Origin of the sequence: Burkholderia seminalis (genome assembly GCF_001718535.1) — a bacterium.
GTDB classification, from domain to species: domain Bacteria; phylum Pseudomonadota; class Gammaproteobacteria; order Burkholderiales; family Burkholderiaceae; genus Burkholderia; species Burkholderia seminalis.
In genome coordinates this window covers 1,661,795-1,675,925 of the sequence record NZ_CP013400.1, presented here as the reverse complement: position 1 = coordinate 1,675,925, position 14,131 = coordinate 1,661,795, and the positions used below count along the sequence as shown (strand labels likewise).

The following is a 14,131-nucleotide window of genomic DNA, read 5'->3' as shown; positions in this document are numbered from 1 at the left end:
TGAGTCGAAGCGATGCCTTTCCGAACCATCGTGATCCTGGCGGCCGCAGCCGTGGTGCTGGCCGGCTGCGTCGTGGTGCCGGCCCGACCGGTGTATTACCGGCCCGCGCCGGTCGTCGTATATTGAGCGCGCCGGCCGCCGGTCGCGCGGCCGGCAGACAGGATCGATATGCCGCGCGAACCGGATGTCGATGAAGCGGACGTGGCCGACGCCGTGTGCGATGCGCGCGGCGTCGACGAACAGTCGGCGTGGCGCCGTCCGGTGATGGCCCGACGCATGCAAGGAGAGCACGACGATGAGCTTCAGCCGGGCGGCGGGTATCCCTGCCGGCACAGGGCGGCGCCCGCGCGCCGCGAGACGGAGCGGGCGGCGTTGAACGATCGCGACGACCGCGATCCGGACGCGGAACTCGTCGCGCGCGTCGGCGCGCGCGATTCATCGGCAGTGCGCGTGCTGGTCGCGCGCAAGCTGCCGCGGCTGCTCGCATTGGCGACGCGCATGCTCGGCGACCGGAACGAAGCCGAGGACGTCGCGCAGGAGACGTTCTTGCGAATCTGGAACCATGCGCCGCGCTGGCGCGAAGGCGAGGCGCGCTTCGATACGTGGCTGCATCGCGTCGTGCTGAATCTCTGCTACGACCGGTTGCGCGGCCGCCGCGAGGAGCCCGTCGATACGCTGCCGGACGTGCCCGACACGCAACCGGAGCCGGCCGCGCATGCGGAGTTGCGTTCGCGCGACGCGCGCGTGCGGCAGGCATTGGCCGCGTTGCCGCCGAGGCAGCGGGAAGCGCTGGTGCTCCAGTACTATCAGGAAATGTCGAATGTGGAAGCGGCCAACCTGATGGGCATCACCGTCGATGCGCTGGAAAGCCTGCTTGCCCGTGCGAGGCGCAACCTGCGCGCGCAGCTGGCCGGCGACCCACCTAGCGAGGACAAGCGATGACACCCGAACGATTTCGTACCATCGTCGCCGCGTACGGCTCCGACGCGCGGCGCTGGCCGGCCGGCGAGCGAGCGGCCGCCGAAGCATGGGCGCAGGCGAACCCGCGCGAAGCGCTGCTGGCGCTGGACGACGCGGCCGACCTCGATGCGTGGCTCGCGTGCGACACGGTCGCACCGCCCGCGCCGTCGCTGGTCGAGCGTATCGTCGCGACGGCGCCCGCGCCGCGGCGCGCGCGACGGCGTGGCAATGTGTGGTGGTCGGGCGCGGCGTTCGCGGGCGTCGGCCTGGCCGGTGCGCTCGCGGGCGCGGTGGCCGTGTCGATGCTGATGCTCGGCAGCGCGCCGCCGTCACAGCATGAATCGGGCTATCTGACGACGACGTTCGGTGGTCCGAGCATCGATTGGAGCGATGAATGACTGAACGTGGCTGGAAATTCATCCTCGTCGGCTCGGTCGTGCTGAACGTGTTCATGCTCGGCGCGATCGGCGGCGGTGCCTATCAGTGGTTCTCGACGCATCGCGACCTGCATGCGGCGGGCGCACCGGCATCGCGCACCGCGTTGCGTTTCGCGGCGGACGAATTGCCCGAGGCGCGACAGCGCGAATTCGCCGCCGCGTTGAAGGCGGCGCGCAAGACCGGCCGCGATTTTGCACGCGAAGGGCGAGACGGCCGGATCACCGTGCTGGACCTGCTCGCCGCGCCGCAACTCGATCGCGCGGCGATCGACGCCGCGCTCGATCGCACGCGCGCGGCCGATACCGCGATGCGTGCGCAGGTCGAGCGCAGCGTCGTCGATTTCGCGGTGACGCTGACGCCCGACGAGCGTATGAAATTCGTCGACGGGTTGCAGCACAGCGGCAACTGGCGCTTGCCGCCGAAGCTGCAGAAGAAGCCTGACCCGCCGGCGAGTCAATGAGCCTTGCGTGACGGCGGCGCGCGATCCGCGTGTCGCCGTCGCGCGCGCTCGGGCACGTGCAATGCGTGCGCCTTTCCGCTGGCTTGCGTCGTCATCGTCGTTGTTCGTTCATTCGTGACGTGCGCTGCCGTGCGACGAGCCTTCCGCCGGTCACTGCGCCCGCGTTCCCCGATCGATATTTATTTGCGATTCCCGCGACGGATTTCCCGGTGCGCCCGCGTTGAACAGGGGTACGCACCGCGAGAGAGCCCGTCATGGACCACCCGAACGACATTACGCCGGCCGCGATCGCGCTGAACCGCTTCGGTCTCGGCGCGCGCGCCGACGAAGCGCCGCCTGCCGACCCGAAGGCGGCGCTCGTCGCGCAATTCGACCGTTACGATGCGCGGCCCGCCGCGTGGGCCGGCGAGCCCGATGCGGTTGCGCTCGCGACGCGCTTCGCGAACGCGCGCAACACGATGACGGGCGACGACGCGGCTGCGAAACGCGCGACCGCGCAGTCGATCCGGCGTGACGGCTACGACGCGTATCGCAGTGCCGTCACCGCACGCATGAACAGCGCGTTGAACACGTCCACGCCATTCGTCGAACATCTCGTGCATTTCTGGGCGAACCATTTCGCGGTGTCGGTCGACAAGGGGCAGGTGGCCGCATATGCGGGCGCGTTCGAACGCGACGCGATCCGCCCGCACGTGCTCGGTCGTTTCGAGGACATGCTCGTCGCCGTCGAGCAGCATCCCGCGATGCAGGTGTTCCTCGACCAGGCGCGCTCGGTCGGCCCGGACAGCCCGGCCGCGCTGCGCGCCGAGGCACGCAACCCGTCGGCAAGGCGCGGGCTGAACGAGAACCTCGCGCGCGAAATCATGGAGCTGCATACGCTCGGCGTGCGCACGGGCTACACGCAAGCGGACGTGACGGAATTCGCGCGTGCGCTGACCGGCTGGAGCATCGCCGGCGGGCGAGGGCCGCAGCCGGGCGATGCCGCGCCCGGTGCGTTCGTGTTTCGCCCGAAGCTGCACGAGCCGGGCACGCGCACGGTGATGGGGCGCACCTACGACCAGCCGGGCGAAGCCCAGGCACGCGCGATCCTGCACGACCTCGCGCGTTCGGATGCGACGGGCCGGCACATCGCGTTCCAGCTCGCCCGTCATTTTGTCGCCGACAATCCGCCGCCCGCGCTGACCGACCGGCTGGCCCGCGCGTTCGATGCGAGCGGCGGCGACCTGCCGACCGTCTATCGCGCGCTCGTCGATGCGCCCGACGCGTGGTCGCCGGTCAATCGCAAGTTCAAGACGCCGTGGGAGTGGGCCGTGTCGTCGCTGCGCGGGCTCGGCTGGCGCGACACGGGCGACCTGAAGGCCGCGCCGCTGCTCGCGCAGCTCGGCCAGCCGGTGTGGCGGCCGGGCTCGCCGGCCGGCTACGACGACGTCGCCGCGAGCTGGGCCGCGCCCGACGCGCTCGTGCGGCGCGTCGAGATTGCACAGCGGCTGGCCGCGCGCACGGGCGACCGGCTCGATCCGCGCACGCTCGGCAACACGCTGCTCGCCGGTTCGATGAGCACGCCGACCGCGACCGCACTGTCGCGCGCGGAAAGCGCGACGACATCGCTCGCGTTGCTGCTCGTCTCGCCCGATTTCCAACGGAGATGACCATGGCCCTGTCACGCCGACAATTCCTGAGCGTTGCCGCCGCCGGCGCGGGCGCGATCCTCGTCGCGCCGCGGATCGTGTTCGCGAACGTCGCGACCGACCGCCGCTTCGTGTTCGTGATCCAGCGCGGCGCGGCCGACGGCCTGAACATCGTCGTCCCGTATGCGGAGCCCGCGTATGCGTCGCTGCGCGGTCCGCTCGCGATCGACACGGCGGCAGCAACGCGGCTCGACGGCACGTTCGCGCTGCACCCGTCGCTCGCGCAGACCGCGCAGCTGTACCGCGACGGGCAGGCGCTGTTCGTTCATGCGATCGCGTCGCCGTACCGCGACCGCTCGCATTTCGACGGCCAGAACGTGCTCGAAACGGGCGGCCGTGCGCCGTACCAGGTGAAGGACGGCTGGCTGAACCGGCTTGCCGCGCTGCTGCCCGCGACGCGCGAAAGCGCGATCGCGTTCGCGCCGACCGTGCCGCTCGCGTTGCGCGGCACCGTGCAGGCCGCGTCGTATGCGCCATCCGGTTTGCCGGCCGCGCCGGACGACCTGCTCGCGCGCGTGTCGTCGCTCTACGAGGCCGATGCGCAGCTCGGCCCGCTGTGGCAGTCGGCGATGGACGCGCGCGGCCTCGCCGGTGATGCGCAGGCGCGGCAGGATCCCGCCGGCGTCGGCAAGCTCGCGGCGACGTTCCTCGCGCGCGACGACGGCCCGCGGATCGCGATGATCGAGACGGGCGGCTGGGACACGCACAGCGCGCAGAACGCGCGACTCGCTAACCAGTTGAAAGCGCTCGACACGATGCTTGCCGCGTTGCGCGACGGCCTCGGGCCCGCGTGGCAGCAGACCACGGTGCTGGTCGCGACCGAGTTCGGCCGCACGGCGGCGGTCAACGGCACGGGCGGCACCGATCACGGGCAGGCGTCGGTCGCGATGCTCGCGGGCGGTGCGGTTGCCGGCGGCCGTGTGATCGCCGACTGGCCGGGGCTGCGGCCGGGTGACCTGTACGAAGGGCGCGACCTGAAGCCGACCGCGTCGCTCGACGCGCTGATCGCCGGCGCGGCCGCCGAAAGCCTGCGGCTCGATCCGCGCCGCACCGCATCCGCGCTGTTCGCGGAAAGCGGCGCGACGCGGCCGATGACCGGCCTGATTCGCGGCGCGGCATGACGCGGCCCAAGCCGCGCTCGTCCCCGCTGGACCATGACATAACAGGGAGAATTGATGATGAAGATCCGGACCGTTTCGTTGGCCATGCTGGTAAGCGCGAGTGCCGTGCTGATGTCCGCCTGCGTGGTCGAACCCGTGCGGCCGCCGCAGCCGGCACCCGTCGTCGAAGTGGCGCCGCCGCCACCGGCGCCCGGTTATCGCTGGGCGAAGGGGCATTACCGGTGGGCCGGCAATCACTGGGCGTGGGTGCCCGGGCACTGGGTGGCCGTGTACTGACCTCGCGTGACGTGCCGAGCGACGGGGAGGCCGGGAAGCGGGGGCGCGTATTGGCGCGGCGGCACGCCGCCTAGTCCCACCCGATCCGGTGTTTCTCCTCCGTTTCGCGATGCCGCCAGTCGTCGTCCGCGTGCAGGTACTGGCTCGTCGTCGTGAGCGATGCGTGGCCGAGGTTGTCGCGCACGAGCCGCAGGTCGACGCGGCCGTCGGCCATGTGCGAGCCCGCGCTGTGACGCAGCCAGTGCGCGGACGCCTGTTCGAGCACGCGCGCCTGGTGGTCGCCGGCTTCGCCGTTCGCACGCAACCGGTCGGCCGCCTGCCGGAATACCTGCTTCACGATCCGGTGCAGCGCCGCGCGCGTGAGCGGCTTGCGTACCTGGCCGGCCGGCAGCACGAGCGGCGTCGGTTCGCCGTCGGACGGCAGCGCCGGCATCCCGTGGGCGCGCCGGTAGCGCGCCAGCTCGGCCATCATCTCGTCGGTGGCCGGCACGAGCCGCTGCCGGCCACCCTTGCCCGTCACGTCGAGCCACCAGCGATCGTGCCCGTTCGCGTCGCGCCGGCAGAAGAACTGGCCCATCGTCGTGTCGGCCGCTTCGGTGATGCGCAGCCCGCCGAGATACAGCAGCGTGAACAGCCAGCGCGCGCGATCCGCATGGAAGCGCGTGCGCGCATCGTCGCGCGGCATCGCGGCGATCGCCTCCTTGACCGACTGCCACAGCGGCTGCCCGAGATGGCGCGTGACGCGCGGCGCGGGACGGCGCTGGCGCTGCCGCGACAACGCGAGCGGATTGCCGGCCAGATAGCCGGCCTGCACGAGCCACGAGAACATCACGTTCAGGATCACCAGCGCCTGCCGCTGGCTGGCCGGCGACAGCGGCCCGTAGAACGGCCGCCAGCGCGGATCGTCGCGCGGATGCTTGCGGCCGCCGTTCGCGCACCACAACTCGGCAGGTGCCGGCGCGAGCAGGAACTGCCGGTAGACGACGAGATCCTCGTGCGTGAGCGACGACAGCGGCTTGCCGCATGCGATCACGGCCCACAGCAGCAGGCGTTCGGCTTCCTTGCGGTAGTTCTGGAACGTGGTCGGCGTGTCGACGAAGCGCGCGAGCCACGCGCGCACGGCGTCGAGATCATGGGTTGCGGCGATCTGCGGATGCGCGTTGCCCGAGCGGTTGGTGCCCGTGCGGCCATCGAGCGCCGCCGGCACGGTCAGCGCATCGATCGGCAGCGGGCGCAGCACGGCGTCGGACGGAACGGGAGAGGGCATGCGAGGGGCGGCGCGTTGCGCGAACCGCGCGGACCTGGCCGGGCGGACGATGGCAACGCGTCAAAGCGTATCGGGAAGCGCCGATGGTACCTGAACGGGGCGCGGCAAAGAAAGCGGCGAGTACCGATCGCGATGATCCCGGTCAGCTGGTCGACCGGGTGACGGGCACGGCCTACAGCGGGCGCCGTTCCCCAAACCACTTCCTGCTGTTCGGCGTCAATAGCAGCAGCGCGGCGATGACCAGCAGGCAATCCGCCAATCGAAGGGTGGAGCCGGGTGCGTGTTCAAGCATCGAGCGCGTGCTGAGTGCGAGGCTGAGCGAGATCCATCCGAGCGTCCACGTTCTGGCCCAGCGCCTTTGACGGCCCAGGTTGAAGAGCAAGATCCCGCCGATCGCGGGAGCGGCGACCATCGGCAGCATCCATGCGATGCCTGCCCAGAACATGGGCTTGACGTGAATCGCAAGGAGTACTTCAGGGTGTCGAATCGTGTCGATTATCCCGCGTGCCGCATTGAAACTCGTGATGCACCACACGACGAAGAGCATCAGCCACGCGCCCAGCGTCGCGCCGGGCATCCGTTCCGCAAAGATCGAACGTCTGATCGTTCGGAGTGCCATCTCGTTTGCCCTCGAATCGGATTGGCCGGCCGATGCGGCGGCTCTTGTCGCCCGCGCCGGTTTCGGCTGTCGGGTTGGCTTGTGCCGGCCGATTATGGGGCCACGCGGAACGAGCATGCAACGTGTTTCAGGCATGCCGGTCGCGGTACAGCGGCCATCGTGCGCGTCACCCCAGCGACAGCCCGCTGTTCAACGACATCCGCACCAGCGTTGCCTGCCGCGTGATGCCCGTCTTCGAAAAGATCGCACGCAGGTACGGGCGCGCGGTGTTCTTGCTGATCGCGAGCGCCAGCACGGTCTCGGCCGGCGTGAGGTCGAACGGCTTGCGCACGACGTCGTGCGGCGTCTGCGACTTGCGCTCGGCATCGCGGATGAAGATCGCGCGCCGGCCCGCGCGGATCGTCCCCGGACCACTCGCTCAACCGTACCGCCCGGATCAGCACGCCGAGAGGGGCTTGCCGGACGGGCGCGACACCGCAATCGCGTGCGCGACCGATAGCGTGATAACACCCGTGCGTTCCGCGCGCACCTGGCGGATCAGCTTCTGCCGCTTGCGGTCCTCCAGCGGATACGACGCTTCGGGCGTGCCGCCGCGCACGCGCGGGCCGTCGCATTCGGCGAAGATCTCGTCCGAGGCAAAATGCGGGTGGTCAGATGCGTTTTGTAAGGTAATTGTGAACTTTCTCGCCGCGCGGGTCGTCTAATCGGCCCTCCAATGCTCCCAGAGGAACCTCAGATGATTCACAAGACCCGAACGCTGCTCGGCGCGGCCGTCATTGCCGGCAGCACGCTCCTCGCCGGATGCCAGACCGACGCGGCCGCCACGGCATCCGGTGCTGCCCGCGCGCCCGACGCCAGGCCCGTGACCAAGACCGTCTACGTCGCGCCGCAGTCCGCGCGCTGCACGGGCGTCGCGCCGATGGAGTGCCTGCAGGTGCGCAGCAGTCCGAGCGAGCCGTGGAGCCTGTGGTACGCCGGCATCGAAGGGTTCGCGTACCAGCCCGGTTACCTGTACACGCTCGAAATCGACGAATACCGCGTCGCGCAGCCGCCGGCCGACGGCTCGTCGATCCGCTGGGTACTCAAGCGCGTCGTCGAACGCCGTCAGGCGAACTGACGGCGGCGTTCATGCCGAGGGCCGCGCCGCCGCACCGGCCGGCGGCGCGGCCGTATCGATCCGCCGGAACACGGCGGACGACAGCAGCGTCACCGCCCCCATGCACGCGAACGACAGCATGAACCCGTGCGCCATCGAGCCCCAACCGGCGGCGAACAGGTTCACGAGCCCGCCGCCGATCGACACGCCCAGGCCCATCGCGAGCATCTGCATCATCGTGAACAGGCTGTTGCCGCTGCCGGCGTCGGCATGCGACAGCCCCTTGAGCGTCACGCCGTTCATCGCCGCGAACTGCATCGAGTTCGCCGTGCCGAACACGATCAGCAGCACGCCTTCCAGCACCGGCGCGGGCCGTGCCGATACCAGCGCGAATCCGGCGATCGCGCAGCCGACGATCGCCGTGTTCACGACCAGAAACGCCGCATAGCCGAACCGCTTCACGAGCGGCGCGATCCAGCGTTTCGCGATCACGCCCGCGATCGCGGCCGGCAGCATCATCAACCCCGACTGCAGCGGCGTATAGCCGAGCTGCACCTGCATCAGCAGCGGCAGCAGGAACGGCACCGAACTCGTGCCGATCCGGCACAGCAGGTTGCCGAGCAGCCCGGACCCGAAATTCGGCTCGCGGAACAGTCCGAGCCGGAACAGCGGCTGCGCGCGCCGCCTCGCATGCGGCAGGTACGCGAGCGCGCTCGCGAGGCCGACCACGGCGAGCCCGGCCGCCCACGCGGCACGATGTGCAGGCATCGGCGGGTCGATCGCGAGCGACAGCGCGATCATCGCGGCCGACAGCAGCGCGCAGCCGACGAAGTCGAACGGCGGCGGCTGCGTCGCCTGGTCGTGCGGCAGGTAGCGCTGTACCGCGATGAAGCCGACCACGCCGACCGGCACGTTGACGATGAACACCCAGTGCCATGAAATCGCCTGTGTGAGCCAGCCGCCGAGCGTCGGGCCGACGATCGGGCCGAGCTGGCCGGCGATCGACACGAACGCGATCGCCGCGACGTACTGTTCGCCCGGCACGCGACGCAGCACGGCGAGCCGCCCGATCGGCAGCAGCATCGAGCCGCCGATGCCCTGCACGGCGCGCGCGACGACGAGCTGGCCGAGCGTATGGGACGCCGCGCAGCCGATCGACGCGAGCACGAACACGAGGATCGCGACCGAAAACACGCGGCGCGTGCCGAACCGGTCGGCGAGCCAGCCGGACGCCGGCGTGAGCATCGCCATCATCAGCGTGTAGGCGACCACGACGGGCTGCATCGCGAGCGGCGACGCATGCAGGCTTTGGGCGATCGAAGGCAGCGCGGTGTTGACGATCGTCGTGTCGAGCGACTGCATGAAGAACGCAGCGGCGACGATCCAGAGCAGCGCGGAGTGTGTGGGTTCCCGGGACATGGCGAAAGGCAGGGTACGACGGCCGGGCCGGCGTCGTGCCGGCCTTCAGGCGTTCGATGGTACCGATTCCGGCGGCTGCCGGGAAGCCGTCCGCGCGTGCCCGGCCCGATGGCCGCGTCCGTCTCCACGGACAAGATGCATGCGCACGCATCGGTATTCACCCTACCTCGCCATGTGCGGAGTGGCATCGGCGTCGTTTGCGCCCGTTTCGAGGGCACATTTTTGCAACGTTTTTCCAGCGCATTCCTCTGCACACGATTGATCGCCATGGCGACGCGCGTGCGCTGACGGCCGTCCGGCCTCGTTTCACAGGCATCGCGCGATCGGCGTGCAAGACCGTCAATCGCGTCTTTCGGCCTGGCGCGCCGAATACGGATACGTTCCTGAAACATTTTCCCGTCATCGCGACCCGCGTTGCCGCCCGTGCGCGCCGGTCACGCCTTCCCCGCTGCGGTTTGCGCCGCATGGCACGTGGCTTGCGGTTGACCCGGTGCCGCCGGTGCAGACGGATTCGCCAGAACGATTGCACATCGGCGGCATGTAACGACATCGAAACAAACCGGGGATCGGATCGGGGAGCGGGGCGTCGTGTGCCGCGACGCAGGCGCCGCGCATGTCGTATCGGTCATGCGCACGGGGCAACGCGTTCCCGATCCGTCGAACAGCAAGCTTGCTTGCAGGGTGTCGTGCCGGGGTTCGCACCGCGCATCGCGACGAAGGCCGCGTGCGGCGGGGCGTCGCGCCCGGCACATGTCGGGGGAGGCGCCCATGAAAACGACAGTGAACCAATGGGCATTCATCGCGGTGGTGTTTGCCGCGAGTGCGCACGCGCAGGAAATCTACCTGCAGGGCGGTACGCAGGGCGTCGGCATCGGTGCGGCCGTCAGCTTCAATTCGATGCTGGGCGCGCATGCGGATTTCAATGCGATCGATCTTTCGCATGACTTCACGGTGGCCGGCAATCGCTATCAGGACGACCTGAAGCTGCGTCAGGGCGGTTTGTACGCGGACATCTTTCCGTGGCGCGGCAGCGGCTTCCGCGCGACGCTCGGGTTGCGCTTCAACGACGACGAGCTTCGCGGCGTGTCGGTACCGACCAACGGCACGTACGTGTTCGGCGGCAAGCGGTATCCGGCGTTGCCGGGGATGTATGCGGTCGCGCAAGCGCGTTATCCGACCGTGATGCCGTACGTAGGAATCGGCTACGGGCACCGGCCGGCGTCGAAAGGGCTCGGATTCGTCGCCGATATCGGCGTCGCGTACGGGATGCCGAAATGTTCGTACTCGCTGTCGCCGGAACTGGCCGCCGCGGCCGGACCGGCGAAGAGCCAGATCCTGGTCGCGAGCGGGCTCGATCAACTGCGACAGGTGATGTCGCGATACCGGTGGTATCCGGTCTTGCAGATCGGGATTTCGTACCGGTTTTAGCGACTTGTTTCGAGAAATCGTAACTAGTGGAAAAGAACCCTTGTGGTTACGGGTTTTTTGCTGTTTGCGTTTTATATGCTGATTGCGAGTCAGCCGCCCATGTCGACGTAACTGCGCGCGCCCTGAGCGTGAATCGCGGTCGGACATACGCGCCTGCCCCGTGCCTTGCATATCACGCAGCGGCCGCATGCCACGTTGAACTGCACGGACACCAAGCCGCCCTTCTACAGGTTCGTGACGTCGGAGCCGATCTCGACGGCTTCAACGGTGACTTCATGGCGAGGACGAGCTGACTGTCGCGCTGCGATTCCTGCCGTGGGCACCACAGGTTCACGTGGCACGATGAACAGGCTGGCAAAGCGAAAGTCGTTGTCGCCGAGATCAGCGTTGCGTGCGATCCGCACGTAGTTGACGCCGGGCGCGAACGGAAAGACGTCGTTTGTCTCGTAATAGTGAAAGGCTCGACCATCCTCGCCGAGCAGCGCGGGGCTGCCTTCGCGCGAGGCCAATGCGGCGGTGGCGAGCACGCGTTGCCCAATATGCGCCGTGAGCGTCAAATTGACGAACGTGTCCGAGGTCGTCCTCACGTCTGCCAGCAACGGGACAAGGCGGCAGGCGATCGGTGCCGCGGTGCGGTTCGTCACGACGAAGGTCAGATGCTTGCCGACCAGGATCGACTTGCCGATCATCACGTCCGGGTAAGCGGCCGGCGAGCCGAGTGTCGACGAATCCGCCAGGCTGAAACCGCAGGTCAAGTCGAGTTCGAGCCCGACGTCGGCGCCATGCAATTCCGCGAGTTGCGACGCGGACGAGTAGTGTCGCAGTGCCATGCCGGCATATGGAACGCTGCGGCCCGAATCCTCGCGACACGTCTTGTCGGAATAGGTGCCCGGTGCGGTCAGGAACGCCGAAACGAAATAACCCGGCTCGAGTTTCGCCGCGTTGCCGGGTGTATACGACTGGATGTAATCCGGGTTGTCGACCAGATCGAGGACGTTGCCGTATCCGTCGGTTGCCGCCGAATAGCGCGTGCCGGTGCCGTCCTGCACCTGCAGCGCATAGAGAAACTGGTTTTCGTTACGGAAGAAGTTCGCCCCCCGCACGGACGCTTTCCAGATGCAGCCGAGACCATCCGTCAACTCGCCCGCTGACTGATTCGCGGCGAACGAGTGCCGAATCGCGAGCAGGCTGCCCGACACGCCGTCGAAGCCGCCGGTGCAACCTTGCGCGTCGATGTGTGTCGATCGGCCTGCGCCGTCGACGAATGTCTGATTCATGCGGACGACGCACGGATCGCCGCCGTAACCGCAATGGCAGATTGCGAGCAGATCCGTCACGTACGACGTGCGAGACGGCAGCGTTGCGTCAGCCGTGCTGCGTACGACGTCGTGCGTGTAGATCTCCATCGAGTTGCGGAAGTCGATCTTCTTCCGGTGCATAGCCGTGAAGCAGCTCTTCGCCGATTCGAGAAACCTCGCATGACCGAGCGTATAGAAGTTGCGGACGTAGTCGTTCTTTTTGTCCGGATCGGAAAGCGAGTTCAGGTGCTCGGCGAGCACTTTCTGCATGGCATTCTGGTACTGGTAGATCTTCTCGCGCATCTCGCCCAGTGTCGCGGCGACCGTGTCGGGCGCAAGAGAGAGCTGGTCGCGCATCGACAGGTACACGCCGTACATCGAAACCTGCGCGCCGCAGGCGAGTGCGTGCATCGTCAACCCCTGATATTCGGAACCCTTGATCAGGAACATCGGCGTGAGCATCGTGCAACCGCTCCAGAACGCCGCGAACTTCGCGGTGATGGCGTCCACCATCGACGCCGAATAGGGCGGCGAGTTTCTTCGCACGAATTCGACGAGGAAGTGCAAGTCGTCGTTGATGCCCGCCAGCGTTTGACGCATGATCTCGACGTTGTTTTTCGAAATCTCGTCCGTCGCGATGCGACGGATTATCGTTTCCTCATCCGGCCCGCGCTCGAATAGCGTATTCAGGTGGTTGAACAACAGGTTCAACACTTCGCCGACGAGCGGCCCGGCGGCCGGAATGAACGATGCGAGCGCCTTGATCGTGACTTCGCCGAATGCGATGAGCCCCGGCAGGGTATTGGTCGACAACGCTGCATTGACGATATCCACGATTGCGATTGTCGCCGGCTGGTATTGCTCGATCTGGGTCTTGATTTCGCCGAGCTTCATTTTGAAGCCGGGAACCAGCAAGTCGTTTTCATCGAAAGCATGGACGGGCGGGGCGGCATTTCCCTCGAGCCCCGAGGCGATCGCGCGCGATCGGGCCGATGGCGTGCCGTCATCGCCGCCGCACGCGGCGAGCAGCGGCAGCACTGCACTGCATGCGCTGTACATCAGGAAGGCTCGTCGGTCGATTCGAGGTGTCATCGCGTCTCCGTAGGACAGTAACGGTGTCACGTGCGGCCAGTGCAATCGGCGACGAACTGGCGGACGTGCGGGTACCCGGCGTACCGGGTAACGGGAGCGGATGCGGGGAGCGGCGGTTCGGTTGCCGCCTGCGTGCAGAGAGAGGACGTCGTGATTCTCGACCTCTTGAAGTAGGGGAACGGTAGCATATTCATTGTCGAATCGTCAAAGAATGTGAACCTTTAAAGTATTTAGTTTAACAAAATGACTGTTGACTACATGGTCGCCAGTTTGTAGCCCGCATATTCGACTTATTGAAATTTGTGAAGTGTGTAGTTAAACCTGGCTATGCGATGAGTCGAGCTGTCATCGGTAAAGACTCGCCACAACAGGGAACAGGGTTGTGCAGTGAGCAACTGGAACGGATGAGCGGCTTCGATTGCATGGCCGATTGCGATGCATGATCAAACGCAGTTCGCGATCTCCGCTGGACTGCGGCGGAGCGCGCTTCGTTCGCAGCGATTTACATGATGAAGTTCCTGCAACCCGTACGAGGGAACACACATTCGTATCGGCAAGCGAGGCGACCGACATCTCCGTACCTTGCTCATACACGGTGCTCGCGCGGTACTCCGAACCGCACCAACCAGACATGACAAGAAGCACGCCTGGGCTCTCGCATCGCAATGCCAGACGACGCGCCAATCGGGCCATGGTTGCGATCGCGAACAAGATTGCATGTGTGATCTGGTCGATGCTCGCAACCGGCCGGTCGTATCGGAAATCAGTGTGGCAACGTCACCAGCGATGCGTTGACGAATTGACGAGTGGCACTCCGGTCGATCCGGGCGAGCAGGGAACCAGTCTCTTATAACGGTCCCTGAGGTCTGCCAGTTGTCGAGGCCCGCACGCGTGGAATTCCGGTTGGGCGCTGGGCGATGCCCTGACGCCGGATGGAGGGACGCAATCGACTTCCGTGTCTGTCAACTT

13 protein-coding genes are annotated in these 14,131 nt (G+C 67.3%); 8 read left to right on the top strand and 5 right to left on the bottom strand.

Translation table 11 applies throughout. The features are described 5' to 3' along the window. Positions 1-168: 168 nt before the first annotated feature. The 6 genes from WJ12_RS28205 (at position 169) to WJ12_RS28180 (ending at position 4,943) form a co-directional block, all read left to right on the top strand. Complete coding sequence (locus WJ12_RS28205) at positions 169-942, top strand: RNA polymerase sigma factor (protein WP_082744618.1); 774 nt, start codon at positions 169-171, stop codon at positions 940-942. Further along, positions 939-1,358 (top strand): hypothetical protein, encoded by a 420-nt coding sequence (locus WJ12_RS28200; RefSeq protein WP_034191273.1) that lies wholly within the window; start codon positions 939-941, stop codon positions 1,356-1,358. Before WJ12_RS28205 ends, WJ12_RS28200 begins: the two co-directional genes overlap by 4 nt. Further along, positions 1,355-1,858 (top strand): periplasmic heavy metal sensor, encoded by a 504-nt coding sequence (locus WJ12_RS28195; protein ID WP_034191274.1) that lies wholly within the window; start codon positions 1,355-1,357, stop codon positions 1,856-1,858. Before WJ12_RS28200 ends, WJ12_RS28195 begins: the two co-directional genes overlap by 4 nt. 254 nt (positions 1,859-2,112) lie before the next feature. After that, positions 2,113-3,507 (top strand): DUF1800 domain-containing protein, encoded by a 1,395-nt coding sequence (locus WJ12_RS28190; RefSeq protein WP_059556597.1) that lies wholly within the window; start codon positions 2,113-2,115, stop codon positions 3,505-3,507. 2 nt (positions 3,508-3,509) lie between these two features. Continuing rightward, entirely contained in the window at positions 3,510-4,667 is a 1,158-nt protein-coding gene (locus WJ12_RS28185) for a DUF1501 domain-containing protein (protein ID WP_034191276.1), read from the top strand. 57 nt (positions 4,668-4,724) lie between these two features. Further along, positions 4,725-4,943, top strand: coding sequence for a YXWGXW repeat-containing protein (locus tag WJ12_RS28180; protein WP_049031193.1), 219 nt, complete (start codon positions 4,725-4,727; stop codon positions 4,941-4,943). A gap of 70 nt (positions 4,944-5,013) precedes the next feature. On the opposite strand, the gene WJ12_RS28175 is transcribed toward WJ12_RS28180, so the two are convergent. From WJ12_RS28175 to WJ12_RS36960, 3 genes are all read right to left on the bottom strand, one after another. Next, entirely contained in the window at positions 5,014-6,210 is a 1,197-nt protein-coding gene (locus tag WJ12_RS28175; protein WP_059556595.1) for a tyrosine-type recombinase/integrase, read from the bottom strand. 172 nt (positions 6,211-6,382) lie between these two features. After that, positions 6,383-6,829, bottom strand: a complete 447-nt coding sequence (locus WJ12_RS28170) for a hypothetical protein (protein WP_059556594.1) — start codon at positions 6,827-6,829, stop codon at positions 6,383-6,385. Between the two features lie 166 nt (positions 6,830-6,995). Next, complete coding sequence (locus tag WJ12_RS36960; RefSeq protein ID WP_226103898.1) at positions 6,996-7,160, bottom strand: hypothetical protein; 165 nt, start codon at positions 7,158-7,160, stop codon at positions 6,996-6,998. A gap of 405 nt (positions 7,161-7,565) precedes the next feature. On the opposite strand from WJ12_RS36960, the gene WJ12_RS28160 reads away from it, so the two are divergent. Beyond that, complete coding sequence (locus tag WJ12_RS28160) at positions 7,566-7,946, top strand: DUF4377 domain-containing protein (protein ID WP_059556593.1); 381 nt, start codon at positions 7,566-7,568, stop codon at positions 7,944-7,946. Between the two features lie 9 nt (positions 7,947-7,955). Here the strand turns inward: WJ12_RS28160 and WJ12_RS28155 are convergent, their stop codons facing one another. Further along, positions 7,956-9,344, bottom strand: coding sequence for a DHA2 family efflux MFS transporter permease subunit (locus WJ12_RS28155; RefSeq protein WP_049036097.1), 1,389 nt, complete (start codon positions 9,342-9,344; stop codon positions 7,956-7,958). A gap of 750 nt (positions 9,345-10,094) precedes the next feature. On the opposite strand from WJ12_RS28155, the gene WJ12_RS28150 reads away from it, so the two are divergent. Further along, positions 10,095-10,772, top strand: a complete 678-nt coding sequence (locus tag WJ12_RS28150; protein ID WP_082744617.1) for a hypothetical protein — start codon at positions 10,095-10,097, stop codon at positions 10,770-10,772. Positions 10,773-10,996: 224 nt separating this feature from the next. On the opposite strand, the gene WJ12_RS28145 is transcribed toward WJ12_RS28150, so the two are convergent. Continuing rightward, complete coding sequence (locus WJ12_RS28145; RefSeq protein WP_156444725.1) at positions 10,997-13,162, bottom strand: hypothetical protein; 2,166 nt, start codon at positions 13,160-13,162, stop codon at positions 10,997-10,999. Between the last annotated feature and the right edge of the window lie 969 nt (positions 13,163-14,131).